Genomic DNA, 16,623 nt, shown 5'->3' with positions numbered 1-16,623 from the left:
ACCAGGGAAGAGCATGACCACGATCCGGGGAAGAGCATGACCACGATGCGCGCGATCAGCCAGGACGCCTTCGGCGGGCCAGAGGTGCTGAAGCCGGTGGATAAGCCGAAGCCCCGCCCTCTGCCGACCGAGGTGCTGGTGCGGGTGGTGGCGGCCGGGGTGAACCCGGTCGACATCAAGACCCGCTCCGGCAGCGGCATGGCCGCCGTCCTGGGCGATCCCCCCTTCACCGTCGGCTGGGACGTCTCCGGCGTGGTGGAGGAGGTGGGCTTCGGCGTCCACACCCTCCAGCCCGGGGACGAGGTCTACGGCATGCCGTGGTTCCCCCGCGAGGCAGGCGCGTACGCGGAGTATGTGACCGCGCCCTCACGGCAGTTCGCCCGTAAACCGGAGTCGCTGGACCACGACCGCGCGGCGGGCGTGCCGCTGGCGGCGCTCACCGCCTGGCAGACGGTGGTCGACACCGCCCGCGTCCAGGAGGGCCGACGGGTCCTCGTGCACGCCGCCGCCGGGGGAGTGGGCCACTTCGCCGTCCAGCTCGCCGAGCACCTGGGCGCGCATGTCATCGGCACCGCGCGGCAGGACAAGCACGCCTGGCTGTACGAGCTGGGCGCCGACAAGCTCATCGACTACACCAAGGAGAGCTTCGAGGACCTGGTGAGCGAGGTGGACGTCGTCATCGATCTCGTCGGCGACGGCATCGACCACACGAGCACCCGCTCCCTGGAGACCCTGCGCGGGGACGGGCTGCTCATCGCCGTCCCCTCGGGCGTCTCGGAGGAATTGCTGGGCACGGCGCGGGAGCGCGGGCTGCGCGCCACCGGCTTCCTGGTCGAGCCGGACGGGCACGCGCTGGACCGTCTCGCGCGGCTCATCGACGACGGCGAGATCCATGTCGAGGTCGAGGACGTACTGCCGCTGGAGAAGGCCGCCGAGGCCCACCGGCGGAGCGCGACGGGCCGCACCAGAGGGAAACTCGTCCTGCGCGTTGCCTCCTGACCCGCCTGCGGTCTTCTCGGTTCGGCAGGCCGTTCAGCCGGTCTGGACGGAGGCGACCCAGTACTCGGTGAAGCGGCCGTCGCGGACCTGGAGGATGTCGTTGCCGAAGAAGGTGGTCACGCCGTCGTCCGTCCCGCCGCGCCCTGTCCACCGGCCCGCCACATAGCCGTCGCCCGCGAAGGGGCCGACCTGCACCTCGAAGCGCAGCGTCGTGAACATCCCATGGGTATGGGAGATCATTTCGGCCAGCTCGCCGGGGCCGTGGACGTCGTGCTCGGGCCAGTGTCCGACGAAATCGTCGGACACCAGCTCGCGCACGGCGTCGGCCGAGCCGTTCCAGGCCTCTTCGATCCACTGGCGGTACAGCTCTTTGGCAGCAGCGTCGCTCATACGGGCAGTGAATCACCCGCACCGCTGGTGAACAACCGCACCACCGCCCACTCAGGCCACCCAGTTCGGCCGTCGCGTGGCGGACGGGAAGGGCACGGCGAGGGCCACGAGCTGGTCCAGGACCGAGCCGCCCATGTCGGACGGACACGGGCCCGCTCGCGCTGCGGCATGAGGCAGCCGGTCGGGTTGTGGAAGTCGGGTATCAGGAAGGCCAGTTGAGGCACCGTCCGGCGCAGGGTGGACTCGATGATCCCGATGTCCCAGCCGGCGTCCGTCACGGGCACGGACACGGTGCGCGACCGCGCACGGCGCAGGGCCTCCAGCGCGTCGGGCAGGACGGGTTCTCGGTCATGACGCGGTCGCCGGGGCGGCACAGCAGCCCCAGGATGAGCGAGAGCGTGTGCTGCGCGCCGGAGGTCACCAGGATCTGCTCGGGCACGGTGGCCAGGCCCCGCCGGGTGAACCGTTCGGCGGCGGTGGCGCGCAGCTCCGGCAGGCCGAAGGGGTGGTAGCCGGGGGTGCGCGCGTGCGCGGACAGCTGCGGGGTGACAGATTCGTCCCATTGGCCCGGAGGGCGCGTCAGCGGGCTCTGCGTGAGAAGCGGGGTCGATCGGGGCCGGCCGGCTCGATGCGGCGGGACTGGACGTGCTCGTAGGCCATGGTGGTCTGCACGTCGGCGACTTCTCTGCGTTCGGTGAGGCGGTCGATGACGAAGGCGTACACGCCGTCGACGTCGGCGACGGCGATGTGCAGGAGGAAGTCGTGCGTGCCGGAGGTGACGAACAGGCCGATCACCTCTGGCAGGCGTGCGGCCCATTCCCGGAACCCCTCGATGACGGCGCGGGCCGGGGGCCGGATGCGCACCGAGATGAGTGCCTGGACGGGCCGGCCGGCCGCGTCGAGGTCCAGGGCGGCGTGGTAGCCGGTGATCACGCCGCGCTCGCGCAGCAGCCGTACCCGCTCTAGCGACGTGGAAGGGGAGACCCCGGTCTTGGCTGCGAGGTCGCGGTTGGTCTGCCGTGCATCGTTCTGTAGCTCCCGCAGCAGGGCCAGGTCCAGCGCATCAAGTTCCATGAAATCGTCCCTACGGCGTACGAAGTGCGGCTACTGGCTGCGTTGCTTGGGATTTTACTCAGTGTCGCTGGCTATGGATACACGAACGAACGGCCCGTTGCTCGGTGCGGGGCTGGTGCTTGGCGCGGCCGTGCTGTGGGGCACGGTCGGCCCCGCTCAGGTGCTGGCGTCCAGCCCCATGACGCCGACGGCCCTGGGGGGCTGGCGGCTGGTCGTGGGCGGGCTGATCCTGGGGATGTTCACCATCTGCCTGCCGCCCCGGTTCTTCCGCTCCGCACGGATGCCGGGGATTTCCCGCGACAGGCGCATCACGTCCGCCGAAACCCTCGAACCTCTCGCATCCGGCGAACGAAGTTCACAACCGGCGTCGCAGTTCCGCACGTCTGCCTAGCCTTTTCCCTACCTGGACGAACGAGCAAAGAGGATCACATGTCTGTGGTGAACGCTCCCGAGACGACGGCGGTCGGCTTCGCGCCCGAGGAAATGGACTACTCCCTGTCCACCCGCCAGGCCCGGCTGAAGTGGGTCGTGGTCGTCGACTCCGGCCTTCCGCCTGGCCGGGCCGCCAACGCCGCCGTCTGCGCCGCGGCCCCCACCGTGACCTCGGTCCCCGGCCTGCTGGGCACCAACGCCGCCGACGCGGAAGGCGTAGTGCACCCGGGCCTGCCCTGGACGGGCTGCTCGGTGCTCGTCGCCGACTCCGCCACGCTGCGTGCCATCCGTGCCAAGGCGGCATCCCGCACCGACACCTTCGTGGCCGACGTGCCCGCCGCCGCCCAGAGCACCCGCGTCTACAGCGACTTCATCGCGGTCGTGGGCAAGACCCAGACCGAAGACATCGAGTACTGCGCGGTCAGCATCGTCGGCCCGCGCAACCGGGTCGACAAGATCATTGGCAAGCTTCCCCTCATGCCCTGAGCCAGGAGCGACGCGAATTCCGCCACCGCGCTGGAGAGCCGCTGCGCTTGCTCACTCCCGGGCCGTCCGCGGCCGGCCGGCGACGGACCCGACTGGGAACAGCCCGCCGTACGGCTGCGGCTGCATGCCACAAAGGAGGCGTTCCACCTGCGCTTCCTCGTCCCGTGCGCAGTGCCCGACGCGCACCCGCGGTACCCGCAGCCGCCAGGCCTGCCGCTGCCCAGGCCCTGACGGGGCCGTAGGCTCGGGCGTCCGAGCTGGGGTTCCATGACTTCACCTCCCGCGCCGCGAAGCGGCACCGCGGCGAACTGCGCGATCTGACCGGGTGGCACGAGTGCTCGAAGACCGACCTGGTCGAGCCCGTCTCGTACCTGGCGGACGTGATCCGGCCCGACGAACGCCGAGAGGCGCAGGTCCAGCCCGGCCGCAGTGGCGGTGACGCGACTCGTTGACACGGTCATGGATCGCGACACAGACTCCCGTTGAACGCGTGAAATTAATTTCACCAGGCGAACAGCGGAGTGTTGCCGCCGGGGCGATGACGGGGGCGGCGCGGCCGACCGGCACGGGCGGCTCGGGCCAGGCACGCGATGCCGGCGGCCCAGGCGAGGCAGACAGCGCAGGCGAGGCAGGAGAGGCGGGCACTGTATGACCACCACCCCACTCACCCAGGACGGCGTCAGCGCCGAGATCGCCGCCGCGCGCGACGCGTACGCACGCGCCGTCGCGGACGGCGGCCCCACGAGCCACCACCCCGCCCGCTCCTACGCCCCCTACCGCAGCAGCGCGCTGCGCCACCCCAAGCGGCCCCTGGTCCCGGCGGGCGGCGACCCGGAGGCCGTCGAGCTGACCGGGCCCGTCTTCGGTGTCACCGATGTCACCGCGCTGGACAGCGACTTGACCCGGCAGCACCTCGGGGAGCCGCTCGGGGAGCGCATCACCGTCACGGGCCGGGTCCTCGACCGGGCCGGGCGGCCGGTGCGGGGCCAGCTGGTGGAGATATGGCAGGCCAACGCCTCGGGACGCTACGCGCACCAGCGAGACCAGCACCCCGCGCCGCTCGACCCCCACTTCACCGGCGCCGGCCGCTGCCTGACGGATGATCAGGGGAGCTACCGGTTCACGACCATCAGGCCCGGCGCCTATCCCTGGCGCAACCACACCAACGCGTGGCGCCCGGCGCACATCCACTTCTCGCTGTTCGGCAACGCCTTCGCCCAGCGGCTCATCACCCAGATGTACTTCCCCGGCGATCCACTCTTCCCCTACGACCCCATCCTCCAGTCCGTCACCGACGGAGCGGGCCGCGAGCGCCTCGTGGCGGCCTACGACCACAGCCTGTCCACCCCCGAGTGGTCGCTCGGATACCGCTGGGACATCGTCCTCGACGGCCCGTCCGCGACCTGGACCGAGGAGAGCCGGCCCATGCCCGAAGAGGAGCGACGATGAGCAGGCCCGCGCCGACAGTTGACCCCACGTCCGCGGCGACCGGGCAGCTGTCTCCCACCCCCTCCCAGACGGTCGGCCCGTTCTACGGCTACGCGCTCCCCTTCACCGGCGGCGGCGACCTCGCGCCGCCCGGACACCCCGAGGCGTTCACCCTGCACGGCCGGGTCACCGACGGGGCCGGGGAGCCGGTCCCCGACGCGCTCGTGGAGGTCTGGCAGCCGGGACCCGACGGCTCCCGCGCCGGGGCGCCCGGCTCGTTGCGCCGTAATCCGGTCACGGGCGAGACCGTCGGCCGCGACAGCGTGCGCTTCACCGGCTTCGGCCGCGTCCCCACCGACGCCGACGGCCACTACAGCGTGCGGACGCTGCCGCCCGGCGGAGCTCCGTACCTCGCCCTGATCGTCTTCGCGCGCGGGCTGCTGCACCACCTCCACACCCGCGCCTACCTCCCGGAGCTGACCGACCCCGAGACCGAGCCGCTGCTCGCCTCGCTGGAGCCGAGGCGGCGCGCCACGCTGCTGACGACCCCGGCTGCGGCCCCCGCCCCGCATGGTCCGCCCGTCCGCCGCTTCGACATCCGGCTCCAGGACGACGGCGTGCACGAGGAGACGGTCTTCCTTGCCTTCGACTGAACCTCCGGACCCCGCCGGTCTCGACCCCGCCCCGGGCCTCGACCCGGCCGCCGGCCTCGACCCCGCCGCCGACCTCGGGCTGCTGTCGCCCGTGCGAGTGGGGTCGGCCGTCGAGGCGGCGACGGGGGACACCGCGTACGTCCGGGCGCTGCTCGACGCCGAAGTGGCGCTGGCCCGCGCCCAGGCCGCGACCGGACTCGCCCCCTCCGCCGCCGCCGAGGTGCTCGCGGATGTCGCCTCCGACACGGCTGTGTACGTGGCGTACCCGGCGCGCGACCTGGCCGCCCGCGCCCGCGCGGGCGGCAACCCGGTCATTCCGCTGGTCGCCGACCTCACCGCGGCGGTAGCGGCCCGCGACCAGGACGCGGCGGCCTTCGTTCACCGGGGTGCCACCAGCCAGGACATCCTCGACACCGCCACCATGCTGGTGGCCTCGCGCGCCCTGCGGCCGGTGCTGGCGGACCTGGACCGCACCGCCGACGCGCTCGCCCGCCTCGCGGCGGCGCACCGCGACACCCCGATGCCGGGCCGGACGCTGACCCAGCACGCCGTCCCCACCACCTTCGGACTCAAGGCCGCGGGCTGGCGCGCACTGGTGCTGGACGCGGCCGAGCGGCTCGACGCCGCGCGCGCGGCCCTGCCCGTCCAACTGGGCGGCGCGGCCGGAACGCTGGCTGCGTTCGCGGCGTTCGCCGGGCCGGGCGGGGCGGGAGCCGCGGGGCGGGGCGCGGAGCTGCGGCTGCCGGCCGCGTACGCCGCCGAGACCGGGCTCGCCGAGCCGGCGTTGCCCTGGCACACTCTGCGCACCCCCGTCGCGGACCTCGCGGGCGCGCTCGCCTTCACGGCGGGGGCGCTGGGGAAACTCGCCGCCGACGTGCTCGTCCTCTCCCGTACGGAGACCGGCGAGGTGAGCGAGTCCGGCGGCGGGCCCTCGTCCGCGATGCCGCACAAGGCCAACCCCGTCCGCGCCACGCTGATCGCCTCGGCGGCCCGCCAGGTCCCGGCGCTCGCCGGGGTGCTGTACGGGGCGCTCGTCGCCGAGGACGAACGCCCGCCCGGTGCGTGGCACGCCGAATGGCAGCCGCTGCGCGAGGCGCTGCGCCTGTCCGGCGGCGCCGCGGCGACCGCGGCCGACCTCGCCGAGGGGCTGCGGGTCCACCCCGCCCGTATGCGCCGCAACCTGGACGCGACCGGTGGCCTGATCACCACCGAACGCCTGGCCGCCGCCCTCTCCGCGCTCACGGACCGCGCCACAGCCCGTGAGGCCCTCACCCGCGCCTCGCGTCGCGTAGCGGAGGAGGGCCTGGAGCTGAGCGCGGCCCTGCGCGAAGAACCCGCGTCGGCGGGCGTGTTGAGCGACGCCGAGCTGACCCGGCTGACCGATCCGGCCGCCTGCACGGGCGCCGCCCCCGCTCTGACGGACCGTGCGCTGCGCCGGTCGCGAGCTGTGCGGGGGGAGCGTTGACGATCGACAGCGCCAGGAAGCGGTGGCTGCCCCGGCATCGCGCCGAGGGACCCCGGGAGGCACCCGCCCTGGTGCTCGGGCCCTCGTTGGGGACCCCCTCGCGGGTGTGGGAGCCGCAGGCCGCCGGGCTGGCGCGGGACCGTCGCGTGGTGCGGTGGGAGCTGCCGGGGCATGGGGGAGCGGCCCCCGAGACGCCGGCGGACGGGGTGAGCGTCGCGTGGCTGGGCGAGGGCGTGCTCGCCCTGGCGGACGCGCTGGGTCTGGAACGGTTCGCCTACGCGGGCATCTCGCTGGGCGGCGCCGTGGGCACCTGGCTCGCCGTCCACCACCCGGAGCGGCTCGACTCCCTCGCGCTGCTGTGCACCTCGGCGCACTTCGGGCCGCCAGAGGGCTGGCACGAGCGCGCCGCGCTCGTCCGGGCCGAGGGCACGGGGGCGGTGGCCGACAGCGCGGCGGGCCGCTGGTTCACCCCGGACTTCGCCGTGGACGAGGCCGCGCGAGCGCTGGTCGCCGACACGCGCGCCGCCGACCCGGCGGCCTACGCCCGGCTGTGCGAGGCGCTGGCCGCCTTCGACCTGCGTGCCGAACTGTCGCGCGTCACCGTGCCCACGCTCGTCGTCGCGGGCCGCGAGGACCCCGCGACGCCCGTCGCCCACGCGAGGGAGCTGGCCGACGGCATCCCCGGCGCCGGGCTCACCGAGGTGCCGGGCGCCGCGCACCTGGCGAACGTCGAGCGCCCGGGCCACGTACTCGCCGCCCTGCGCGGGCACTTGGCGCCGACGGAGGCTCCGCACACGGGCGTGTCCGACGCCCCGGCCGCCGTCCCGCCCGAACACGCGCGGGCGGACTTTTGCGAGACTGGGCCGATGCCGAGTGATCCGGAACCGTACGAGGTCTCGTTCCCGGGCGGCGCCGGGGTGTTGACGGGGTCGCTGGCGGTGCCCGAGCGGGACGGGCCGGGGGTCCCGGGCGTGGTGATGGTCGGGGGGTCAGGGCCGAGCGACCGGCACAACGACGCGTACTTCCCCCCGATCCGCCGCCACCTGGTGGACGCGGGGTTCGCCGTGCTGTCGTACGACAAGCGCGGCGTCGGCGGGTCGTCCGGCGACTGGCGCGAGGCGTCGATGGACGACCTGGCCGCCGACGCCGCTGCCGCACTGGGCTTCCTCCGCACGCGGCCCGGGGTGCGGGCCGACGCGGTGGGGCTGTTCGGCCACAGCGAGGGCGGCTGGCTCGTTCTGCGCGCCGCTGCCGCCCGCGACGACCTGCCGTGGGTGGTCACCAACAGCTGCCCGGGGACGACCCCCGCGCTCCAGGAACGGCACGCGCTGGCCACCGTCCTGCGGGATGCGGCGGCGAGCGAACAGGTCGTGGACGAGACCCTCGCCCTCTACGACCGCGTCTGCGAAGCGGCCCGGCGTGGCGCCGGTTTCGCCGAGGCGGCCCGGCTCGTGGAGTCCGCCGGGATGCCTCCCGCACTGGACGGCCACTGGGCCGGGATGGACGAGCGCATGTGGCGGTTCCTCGGCCGCAAGCAGGACCACGACCCCCTTCCGGACACCCTGCGTCTGCGCTGTCCGCACCTGGCGCTGTTCGGCGGCGCCGACCCGCTGGTCCCCGTCGCCGAGAGCGTCCAGCTGTTCACCACCACGGCCTGCGCTCCCGGCCGCCATCCCGCCGCGACGCTGACCGCGCGGGTGTTCCCCGGCGCCGACCACCGCGTCCGGACGGACAGCGGCACCCGGTTGGCGCCCGGCTATCTCACCTTCCTGACCCGGTGGCTCACCGGCCCTTCCTGACGTTGGCTCACCGGCCCTTCCTGACGGTGGCTCACCGGCGCCGGGCGGTCAGCGCGAAGCGGTGGCACCTCAGACCGCCGGGACGCGCGCGAAGCGGCCCGCGATGTGGAGGTCGGCCTCGATGGCCGTCGCGGCTGCCCGTAGCGCGGGGAGCACCTCGCCGGCGCACTCCTCCAGGGTGCGGCGGCTGGTGTGCATGGCGACGTTGACCGCCGCGACGACCCGCCCGCCCCGCTCGCGCACCGGGACCGCGAGCGAGCGCAGCCCGTCTTCCAGCTCCTCGTCGACGAGCGCGTACCCGTCCTCCGCCACCCGGTCCAGCAGCCGGGCCAGCCGGGCGGGCGCGGTGACCGTGTGCGGGGTGAGGGCGCGCGGATCCGCGTCCGCGAGCCGCCCTTCGCGCTCCCCGGGCGGCAGGCCGGCCAGCATGACGCGGCCCAGCGAGGTGGCGTAGGCGGGGAAGCGGGTGCCGAGGGTGACGTCGACGCTCATGACGCGGCCGGTGGCCACGCGCGCCGTGTACTGGACGTCGTCACCCGCGAGGACCGCCATCGACGCCGAGTCGTGGACGCGTTCGGCGAGCGAGGTCAGGTGCGGCGCCGCGATCTGCGGCAGCGTCAGCCGCGACAGCACGGGAAAGCCGAGAGCGAGCACGCGCGGGGTGAGCCGGAAGGCCCGCTCGGACGCGGTGAGATAGCCGAGGTGTTCCAGGGTGATGAGGGCGCGTCGCGCCGTCGCCCTGGACAGTCCCGTGGCCTCGGCGACCCCGCTCAGCGACAGCGTGCCACGCTCCTCGCCGAAAGCGGTGAGCACGGTCAGCCCCCGGGCCAGCGACTCCACGAACTCCCGGCCCAGCTCCAGCTTGGAGGCCCCCGTCCACGCCGCCAGCCGGGCGGCAGCGGCGGGCGGCGCCTCGGGGGGCGGAGCCTCGCGCAGCGCCCGCTCCATCGCGTCGGCGGCCTTGCGCAGCCGGGGCAGTACGGTCCGCCGCAGCGAGGCCGCGCTGTGCCGGCTGGTGTGGCTGACGACGCTCACGGCGCAGGTCACCTCGCCGTCCGGCGCGCGCACCGGGACGGCCAGCGCGACCAGACCCGGCTCGATGCGCTGATCGTCCAGCGCCCAGCCCCGCTCGCCCACCTCGCGGGCCAGCGCGCGCAGTTCGCGCGCGGAGCCGTCCGCCGGGCGCTCGCGCGGCGGTACGGCGGGGAAGCCCCGGTCCTCCGGGTCGGCGGCCCGCCGCTCGCGCCACCGCCGCCACTCCGTCTCGTCCCACCCGGCGGCGAACACCAGCCCCGCGGCGGTGCGTTCGGCGGGCAGCGGGTCGCCGATGCGGAAGCTCAGCGACATGGCCCGGCGCCGGGTCGCCTGGTGGACGAAGCGGATGCCGTCGCCGTCCGGCACGGCCAGGGACACCGATTCATCGAGCGTGTCGGCCAGCGCGTCCGCCCGCTCGCCGAGCAGCGCGGGCAGCCGGAGCGCCGCGAGGTAGGCGTTGCCCACCTCCATCAGGCGGGGCGCCAGCGAGACGGTCCGCCCGTCGTGCCGTACGTATCCCATGCGCGCCAGGGTGGCGGTCACCCGGTCGACGGTGGAGCGGGCCAGGCCGGTGGCGCGCTCCAGCTCGCTGGGGCTCAGCGTGCCCCGCGCGTCGGTGAGTTGGCGCAGCACGCTCAGCCCGCGCATCAGGGGCGCCACAGCCTCGGCGGGGGGCGTGCCGGCGCGGGTCGGTGGCATCGGTGGCATGGGCTCCCCGTGACGGATCTGGGGCCACCGTACTCAATGCCGGGGCCGTGGCCGGAGACAGACCCTACGGCGTACGTCAGCCCCAGCGGCGTCACCCCGCCCGGCCCGAGCTCCGGCCCCGGCTCCGGCCCCGGCCCCGGCCCCGGCCCCGGCCTCACGCCGAACCGTCCGGCGCCGAGCTCATAGTTTATTTAGACTGATAGAGTTCGACTATGCCACGTCGCGCTCTCGACAACCCGATCGTTCTGGCAGTGCTGGGCCTCCTGCTGGAACAGCCCTCGCACCCGCACCAGATGCTTGCCGAACTGCGGAAGCGCAGCGACAACCACGCAGCCGCGATCACCCGGGGCACGCTCTACAACACCGTTGCCGCTCTGGCCGAAGCGGGATGGCTCGCCTCGCAAGGCCGGCAGCGCTCGGGAAACCGTCCGGAGAGGACCGTCTACGCCCTCACCCCGGCGGGTCACGGCGAACTCGTACGGCGGCTGGATTCCCAGATCCGCAATCCGGAGCGGGAGTTCTCACAGTTCCTGGGCGCCGTCACCTATCTCGGCGCCCTCGGGCCGAGCGGCGCGGTGGAGGCCCTGACCGAGCGTGCCCGGCGCCTCCAGGAGCGCACGGCAGCCGATGAGGGACACCTCGCGGACGCCCTGGCGGCCGGCGTGCCCCGCCTGCACGTCATCGAAGCCGAGTACGCGCTGTGCCTCGCTCGCTCCGAGACGGCATGGATCGACTCGGTCATCGACGACATCCGCACCGGCTCGCTGACATGGCCCGCCGACGCGGCGACCACTTCCCCGCACTCCCCGGAACGCTGACCCGACCCGAACGCCGACCCAACTCGAACGCCGAACCGAGAGGAAACGAACGCGTGACGCTGACAGCGCATGACGGCATGCTCTTCGGGATCTACCCGGGCGGAATCACCGGTGATGACGCCGGGGGCCTGACCGACGGCCCGCCCGACGACCCGGCACTCGTGTCGGGCGCGCTCGACCGCCTCCAGGGCCGGCCGGATCGCCCGTTCCTGGTGCGCGCCTACACAGGCTTCGACGACGCCACCCGCCTCGGTGACCCCCACGCGACCGCGACACCGGCCGACGCGGCCCAGTACGCCGTAGGGGAGCGCCGCCTGGACCTGGTGGCGCAGTACCAATCGACCGCCGGGAACGTCGACGGCTACTGCGACTTCCTGCGCGAACTGGTCGAGCAGTACGGCGCGATCACCAGCACGCTGCAAGTGACGGAAGAGCCCAACCTCACGACGAACCCGGTGCTGGACGGCTATTACCCGCAGGTGCGCGAGGCGATCGTCCGCGGGGTGCCCGTCGCCAAGGCGCGCGCACGCGAACTCGGGCACACCCACCTGCGGGTGGGGTTCAACACCACGCCCCTCTTCGGACCGGCCGCTTCCTTCGTCACCGGCCTGACCGAACTCGGCGGGAAGGACTTCATCGCCGATCTGGACTACGTGGGTCTGGACTTCTTCCCCGACGTCTTCCAGCCCGTCGCCGCGTCCGAGCTCGCGTCCGCCGTCGAGGGACTGCTGCGCCATCACCGCGACTCGGTGCTGGCACCCGCCGGGCTGGGGCACCTGCCGCTGCACATCACCGAGCACGGCTGGCCCACCGGACCCGACCGGCCCCCGCAGCGGCAGGCCGACGTCGTCGAGACCGTGACAGAGGTGATCGCCGCCCACTCGAAGCAGCTCCACCTGAGCGGTTACACGCACTTCGCGCTGCGGGACGCCGACAGCGCGAAGCCGGGCCTGTTCCACCAGTTCGGGCTCACCACCGATGACTACGCTCCCAAGCCCGCCTTCGACACCATGAAGAAGCTGGTCGAGCGCTTCGGCGCCTGACGAGGGAACGCGGGCCGCGGCCCTCCGCGACGGGGTGACGGTACGTCAGCTCAGGGCGAGGGCCGCGGTGAAGGCGACGAGGACGCAGACAGGGTGGAAGCTGGCCCGGTTGAACAGGGACAGGGCGTGGCCGGAATCCGGGGCGCGCAGCAGGCGCAGCCCCGGCAGGACAAGGGTGAAGGCCCCCGCCAGCAGCGTGCCCACCAGCCCTGGCGTGCCGAAGGACCCGACCGCGACCACGGCCAGCGCGTAGCCGGCCAGCGCCGCGACGACGAGGAGGGCGAAGGCCAGCACCGCACTCCGCCGGGGCCCGTGGACGACCGGCACGGTCCGGATGCCCATCGGGGCGTCCTCGGCGAGGTCGGCCAGGTCGTTGGGAATGTTGCGCCCGCCGACCTCCCAGGCGGCCAGCCACAGCGCGAACAGGCCCAGCCGCAGCGGGTCGACGCGGTCGGTGAACGCGAACCAGCCCGCCGAGGCCCCCACCGCGACCATCACCCCGCTCAGCACGCACTTGTACGCGGTGACCGTCGCCAGCCGGCAGTAGACGGCCTCCAGCAGCGCCGCCGCGACGAACAGCACCACGCACACCCAGCTCAGCGCGGCGGCCACCACCAGGGCCACCGCGCTCAGCCCCAGCACCCACGCCAGGGCCACCGCGAACGAGAGCCGCTCCTCGGCCAGCGGATGCCGGGCCCCGGCGCCGTCCAGGTCGGGCGCCCCGGGACCGTCCGCCCTTGCCGGGCGGCGGCGATCCAGGCGCGCGTCCAGCAGGTCGTTGGCCGCGAAGACAGCGAAGAAGCCCGCGAAGGCCCCCACCACGGCCGCCGCCAGCCGCCCCGGCGCGGGCTCGGTGTCCGCGAGCAGCATCCCGACCAGCGGCTGGGCCACGCTCAACGCGGCCTGCGTACCCCGCGAGAGCCCGTACAGCGCCTTGACCTGCTCGACCGCCGTCGTCACCGGACCGCCTCCACCAGGGACGAAGGGGAGACAGACGAAGGGGAGACAGATGCCGCCGGGCCCGGGACCGCGGTGCCGGAGCCCACGTACTCCTGCGCGAAGGCCGCTCCCACCGGCCCCGGCTCGACCAGGCGCTGGATCCGCTCCCGTTTCAGACGCAGCGTGAACGGGGCGCCGCTCACCTCCGACGCGGACAGATGCAGCAGCCGCAACAGCCGGTCGGAGAACTCCTGGATACGCCACGCGTGCTCCAGCCGCCGCCGCGTGTACGTCTCCAGTTCCGCCGCGTCGCCGTCGCGGCAGCGGCGGACGAGCGCCTGGGCGAGGTCGGCGGCGTCGGCGACGGCGAGGTTCATGCCCTTCGCGCCCGAGGGCGTCAGCAGGTGCGCCGCGTCGCCCGCGAGGAACAGCCGTCCGTGCTGGAGGTGCCGGCCGACGGCGCCGCGCATGCGCAGCACCCCGGAATCGGTCACCCGGCCGATGTGCGGCAGCGCGTCCGCCGCGCCGGCCAGCCGCGAGCGCAGCCGCTCACGTACCCGCGCCTCGGGCCACCTGGCCGCCTCGTCACCGGCCGGGACCTGGAGGTAGACCCGGGCGAGCCCGCCGGTGCGCGGCACCACCCCGGCGAACCCGTCCTCGTGCACGGCGTACAGCACGCCCTCGACCGGCCGGTCGACCTCGGTCAGCAGCGTGAGCCAGTCGTAGGGGTAGCGGTGGGTCAGCTCGCCGCGCAGCCCCCCGGGCAGGGCGGCGCGGCTGATCCCGTGCCTGCCGTCGCACCCCACCACGTAGTCGCACTCGACGGTCAGCTCCGCGCACTCGACCCGCGCGCGGGCGCGGTCCGGGGTGGCGTGGACGGCCGTGGCGGGCCGGGCGAAGGAAGGGGGGTGCCCGGCCTCCTCCAGCCGCGCGATCAGGTCCCGTACGAGGAACTGCTGCGGGTAGACCCAGTGCCGGGCGCCGCCCGTGCGCGCCGCGTAGTCGAGCCGCAGCCGCTCACCCAGGCACAGGAAGTCGCACCAGCCGTGCCGCGTGCCCTCGGCCGTGAGGCGGTCCGCGAGCCCCTGGGCACGCAGGTACTCCACCACCTGATGTTCCAACAGCCCAGCGCGCGCCCGCTGTTCGACCTCCGCGCGCGAGCGGCCCTCAACGAGGTGGGTGTCGATCCCGGCGGCCAGCAGGACGTTGGCGAGCACCAGCCCGGCGGGACCCGCGCCGACGATCCCCACCTGAGTGCGCACCCGGCGCCGTGCCCCGCTCATCGTTCCGCTCCTGTCCGTGGTCCCGTCGGCCGCCCGGCCCGCGGGGTCCCTTCCGGCGTGTGACGCTCAACGGCTCCGGGCCGCCGCGCTGCCGGGCGGGTCGCCACGGCGACGAGGTAGCCAGGCGGGACGAAGCGCGTGCACAGCCGCACCGGCGCGCCGCACCGTTCGGCCAGCGCGTGCAGCGCGGCGGGGCCGTAGACCTTGCGCAGGCTGATGACGCCGTCGTGCGCGTGGGCCCAGCCGCCGGTGAGGAACATCAGGGGTGCGGCGGCGAGCAGCAGGGGAGAGCGCCAGCCGTCGACGATCAGCAGCCGTCCGGCGACCCGGGTGCCCTCCCGCAGCAGCGCGGCCACCCCCGCCGGCGGCAGGTGGTGCGCCGTGGTGGAGCACACCGCCAGGTCCCAGGCGCCGTCCGGCGCGTCGAGGGCCGTCGCGTCCAGCACCGCCGTCGTCACCCGGGGGTGCCGCCCGAGAGACCCGGCGCCGAGCTCCTCGACCACGCGCGGATTGACGTCGCTCACCGTGATCCGCACCGTCGGGTGGCGGGCGAGGAGCCGCTGCGCGAGCCGGCCGTACCCGGCGCCCAGCTCCAGGACGCGCGGGGCGCTCACCCCGTCGAGCTGCGCGAGCGCGTGCCGGGCGACGGTGCGGTAGCCCAGCGTCAGGCGCTGGAGGCGGTCGAGGCCGTGCAGCGCCCGGCGGCACTTCTCGCCGCTGTCCGGGCGGTCGATGTACTCGGCCCTGCCGGTCTCGAACTTCCGGTCCCACCAAGGAGCTTCGGGCCCGCCCCGGGGCATGTCGTACGTCATGACAGCGGGGTCTTCGCGCGGACACCGGTCCGCGCCGCCGGAGAAGAGCCCATGTCACTCCCGGCGTCGCCCTCGGCCGCGAGCTGTTCGGCGAGCGAGGCCAGCAGGTCGCGGTCCCGGCCGGAGGGAAGCGCGGCCAGCGCGCGATGGCACGCGTCCACGTGCTCCTGGGCCATGCGGTGCGCCTCCTGGAGCGCGCCGGTCTCCTCCACGAGCCTGCGCACGCGCTCGTGCCGCGCGCGCTCTTCGCCCGCCTCGCCCTCCGCCGCCCCGTCGTACTCGTCCGCCAGCGCGGCCAGCAGCGTACGGTCCGCGGGGGTGCCCATGCGGTGGGCGAGCAGCAGGGGCAGCGCGGGCCGCTGGTTGCGCAGGTCGCTCTCGGGCGGCTTGTCGGTCTGCCGCGGGCCGCGCCGGTAGGGCAGCAGGTCGTCGCGGATCTGGAAGGCGATGCCCAGCGCCTGGCCGTACTGGCTCAGCACCTCGGCCTGCGCCCGGGTGGCGCCGCCGAGGACGGCGCCGGCGTGGCAGGCGGCGCGCAGGAGCGAGGCGCTCTTGAGCCGCACCATCTCCACATAGGCCGCGACCTGGCCGTCCCCGTCCCCGCCCGCGGCCTGTCCGTCGTCCGCGCCCGCGACCTGGCCGTCGCCCCTGCCCGGGGCCTGGCCGTCGTTCCCGTCCGCTGCCGTGGGGGTGGCGGGCCGGCCGCTGAGGGCCATCTCCAGTACGACGCCGGACGCCGCCTCGCGGCCCGCCCGCGCCAGCAGCTCCATGACCTCCACGACGGCCCGGTTCGGCACGCCCCGGCGGCGGCACTCGCCGAGTTGCTGGAAGAGGGCGAAGAACAGGGAGTCGGCGCCCAGGATCGCGTGGGCCGTGCCGAAGCGGTGCCGCACGGAGGCGCGCCCGCGCCGCAGGTCGTCGTTGTCGATGATGTCGTCGTGCACCAGGCTGGCCACGTGGGCGAGTTCGACCCCCACGGCGACCGGCAGCACCTGCTCGTACCGTCCGCCCACCACCCCCGTGGACGTCAGCAGCAGCAGCGGGCGCAGCAGCTTGCCCGAGGGCAGCAGCGCCCAGCGGTGCACGTCCTCCAGCCGCACGTCGCCGGAGGCGGCCAGCCAGCGCTCGACCCCCTCCTCGACGGCGTCTCGCAACTCGGCAAGCGGGGGCTCAGGTCCTCCCGCACGGGTGAGCCGCATCGCAATGAACCGCCTTCCGGAGAGACGCGTGGCAGGTGCCGCACCACTCACGCGACTCGC

16 protein-coding genes are annotated in these 16,623 nt (G+C 74.4%); 9 read left to right on the top strand and 7 right to left on the bottom strand.

What is annotated here, in order from left to right:
* Positions 1–36: 36 nt before the first annotated feature.
* Positions 37–999 carry an NADP-dependent oxidoreductase gene (locus tag OHB04_RS07200; protein WP_326686857.1) on the top strand — a complete coding sequence of 321 codons (963 nt, stop codon included), beginning with the start codon at positions 37–39 and terminating at the stop codon, positions 997–999.
* Between the two features lie 33 nt (positions 1,000–1,032).
* On the opposite strand, the gene OHB04_RS07195 is transcribed toward OHB04_RS07200, so the two are convergent.
* Both OHB04_RS07195 and OHB04_RS07190 read right to left on the bottom strand, forming a co-directional pair.
* A complete protein-coding gene (locus tag OHB04_RS07195; protein WP_326686856.1) occupies positions 1,033–1,389 on the bottom strand; it encodes an ester cyclase in 357 nt (118 codons plus the stop codon).
* Between the two features lie 579 nt (positions 1,390–1,968).
* Positions 1,969–2,463, bottom strand: a complete 495-nt coding sequence (locus OHB04_RS07190; protein WP_326686855.1) for an Lrp/AsnC family transcriptional regulator — start codon at positions 2,461–2,463, stop codon at positions 1,969–1,971.
* A gap of 73 nt (positions 2,464–2,536) precedes the next feature.
* Here OHB04_RS07190 and OHB04_RS07185 point away from each other — a divergent pair, with 73 nt between their 5' ends.
* From OHB04_RS07185 to OHB04_RS07160, 6 genes are all read left to right on the top strand, one after another.
* Positions 2,537–2,854, top strand: a complete 318-nt coding sequence (locus OHB04_RS07185; protein WP_326686854.1) for an EamA family transporter — start codon at positions 2,537–2,539, stop codon at positions 2,852–2,854.
* Between the two features lie 38 nt (positions 2,855–2,892).
* Entirely contained in the window at positions 2,893–3,381 is a 489-nt protein-coding gene (locus OHB04_RS07180; protein WP_326807059.1) for a DUF2000 domain-containing protein, read from the top strand.
* A gap of 648 nt (positions 3,382–4,029) precedes the next feature.
* Positions 4,030–4,830 (top strand): protocatechuate 3,4-dioxygenase subunit beta, encoded by an 801-nt coding sequence (gene pcaH / locus OHB04_RS07175; RefSeq protein ID WP_326686852.1) that lies wholly within the window; start codon positions 4,030–4,032, stop codon positions 4,828–4,830.
* Positions 4,827–5,462 (top strand): protocatechuate 3,4-dioxygenase subunit alpha, encoded by a 636-nt coding sequence (pcaG, locus tag OHB04_RS07170; RefSeq protein WP_326686851.1) that lies wholly within the window; start codon positions 4,827–4,829, stop codon positions 5,460–5,462. Before pcaH ends, pcaG begins: the two co-directional genes overlap by 4 nt.
* Positions 5,449–6,927, top strand: coding sequence for a 3-carboxy-cis,cis-muconate cycloisomerase (gene pcaB / locus OHB04_RS07165; protein ID WP_442814788.1), 1,479 nt, complete (start codon positions 5,449–5,451; stop codon positions 6,925–6,927). Before pcaG ends, pcaB begins: the two co-directional genes overlap by 14 nt.
* Positions 6,924–8,726, top strand: a complete 1,803-nt coding sequence (locus OHB04_RS07160; RefSeq protein WP_326807058.1) for an alpha/beta fold hydrolase — start codon at positions 6,924–6,926, stop codon at positions 8,724–8,726. The genes pcaB and OHB04_RS07160 overlap by 4 nt, the downstream gene beginning before the upstream one ends.
* A gap of 69 nt (positions 8,727–8,795) precedes the next feature.
* Here OHB04_RS07160 and OHB04_RS07155 read toward each other — a convergent pair whose 3' ends face one another.
* Positions 8,796–10,469 carry an IclR family transcriptional regulator domain-containing protein gene (locus tag OHB04_RS07155; RefSeq protein WP_442814787.1) on the bottom strand — a complete coding sequence of 558 codons (1,674 nt, stop codon included), beginning with the start codon at positions 10,467–10,469 and terminating at the stop codon, positions 8,796–8,798.
* 212 nt (positions 10,470–10,681) lie between these two features.
* Here OHB04_RS07155 and OHB04_RS07150 point away from each other — a divergent pair, with 212 nt between their 5' ends.
* Together OHB04_RS07150 and OHB04_RS07145 are read left to right on the top strand one after the other, a co-directional pair.
* A complete protein-coding gene (locus OHB04_RS07150) occupies positions 10,682–11,287 on the top strand; it encodes a PadR family transcriptional regulator (protein WP_326686847.1) in 606 nt (201 codons plus the stop codon).
* 77 nt (positions 11,288–11,364) lie between these two features.
* Positions 11,365–12,330 (top strand): hypothetical protein, encoded by a 966-nt coding sequence (locus OHB04_RS07145; RefSeq protein WP_326692623.1) that lies wholly within the window; start codon positions 11,365–11,367, stop codon positions 12,328–12,330.
* A gap of 45 nt (positions 12,331–12,375) precedes the next feature.
* Here the strand turns inward: OHB04_RS07145 and OHB04_RS07140 are convergent, their stop codons facing one another.
* From OHB04_RS07140 to OHB04_RS07125, 4 genes are read right to left on the bottom strand one after another with little or no spacing between them, the layout of a single operon-like run.
* On the bottom strand, positions 12,376–13,290 hold the full coding sequence (locus tag OHB04_RS07140) for a UbiA family prenyltransferase (RefSeq protein ID WP_326686846.1): 915 nt from the start codon (positions 13,288–13,290) through the stop codon (positions 12,376–12,378).
* The gene (locus OHB04_RS07135; RefSeq protein ID WP_326686845.1) at positions 13,287–14,552 is read right to left on the bottom strand and encodes a 4-hydroxybenzoate 3-monooxygenase; all 1,266 of its coding nucleotides are present in this window, start codon (positions 14,550–14,552) and stop codon (positions 13,287–13,289) included. The genes OHB04_RS07140 and OHB04_RS07135 overlap by 4 nt, the downstream gene beginning before the upstream one ends.
* Positions 14,549–15,364 (bottom strand): methyltransferase domain-containing protein, encoded by an 816-nt coding sequence (locus OHB04_RS07130; RefSeq protein ID WP_326807056.1) that lies wholly within the window; start codon positions 15,362–15,364, stop codon positions 14,549–14,551. The genes OHB04_RS07135 and OHB04_RS07130 overlap by 4 nt, the downstream gene beginning before the upstream one ends.
* Positions 15,361–16,563, bottom strand: coding sequence for a polyprenyl synthetase family protein (locus tag OHB04_RS07125; protein WP_326686843.1), 1,203 nt, complete (start codon positions 16,561–16,563; stop codon positions 15,361–15,363). The genes OHB04_RS07130 and OHB04_RS07125 overlap by 4 nt, the downstream gene beginning before the upstream one ends.
* Positions 16,564–16,623 lie beyond the last annotated feature (60 nt).

The organism is Streptomyces sp. NBC_01775 (assembly GCF_035917675.1).
Taxonomy (GTDB): domain Bacteria; phylum Actinomycetota; class Actinomycetes; order Streptomycetales; family Streptomycetaceae; genus Streptomyces.
Note: the sequence above shows the minus strand (reverse complement) of the source record. Positions and strands in the feature narration are given on the sequence as shown.

What these genes read in the sequence shown, in the direction of transcription:
- OHB04_RS07185 (WP_326686854.1), top strand. Translation starts at nt 2,537, where the DNA reads ATGGATACACGAACGAACGGCCCGTTGCTCGGTGCGGGGCTGGTGCTT.
- OHB04_RS07155 (WP_442814787.1), bottom strand. Translation starts at nt 10,469, where the DNA reads ATGCCACCGATGCCACCGACCCGCGCCGGCACGCCCCCCGCCGAGGCT.
- OHB04_RS07145 (WP_326692623.1), top strand. Translation starts at nt 11,365, where the DNA reads ATGCTCTTCGGGATCTACCCGGGCGGAATCACCGGTGATGACGCCGGG.
- OHB04_RS07130 (WP_326807056.1), bottom strand. Translation starts at nt 15,364, where the DNA reads ATGACGTACGACATGCCCCGGGGCGGGCCCGAAGCTCCTTGGTGGGAC.
- OHB04_RS07150 (WP_326686847.1), top strand. Translation starts at nt 10,682, where the DNA reads ATGCCACGTCGCGCTCTCGACAACCCGATCGTTCTGGCAGTGCTGGGC.
- OHB04_RS07195 (WP_326686856.1), bottom strand. Translation starts at nt 1,389, where the DNA reads ATGAGCGACGCTGCTGCCAAAGAGCTGTACCGCCAGTGGATCGAAGAG.
- pcaH (WP_326686852.1), top strand. Translation starts at nt 4,030, where the DNA reads ATGACCACCACCCCACTCACCCAGGACGGCGTCAGCGCCGAGATCGCC.
- OHB04_RS07190 (WP_326686855.1), bottom strand. Translation starts at nt 2,463, where the DNA reads ATGGAACTTGATGCGCTGGACCTGGCCCTGCTGCGGGAGCTACAGAAC.
- OHB04_RS07125 (WP_326686843.1), bottom strand. Translation starts at nt 16,563, where the DNA reads ATGCGGCTCACCCGTGCGGGAGGACCTGAGCCCCCGCTTGCCGAGTTG.
- OHB04_RS07180 (WP_326807059.1), top strand. Translation starts at nt 2,893, where the DNA reads ATGTCTGTGGTGAACGCTCCCGAGACGACGGCGGTCGGCTTCGCGCCC.
- OHB04_RS07135 (WP_326686845.1), bottom strand. Translation starts at nt 14,552, where the DNA reads ATGAGCGGGGCACGGCGCCGGGTGCGCACTCAGGTGGGGATCGTCGGC.
- pcaG (WP_326686851.1), top strand. Translation starts at nt 4,827, where the DNA reads ATGAGCAGGCCCGCGCCGACAGTTGACCCCACGTCCGCGGCGACCGGG.
- OHB04_RS07200 (WP_326686857.1), top strand. Translation starts at nt 37, where the DNA reads ATGACCACGATGCGCGCGATCAGCCAGGACGCCTTCGGCGGGCCAGAG.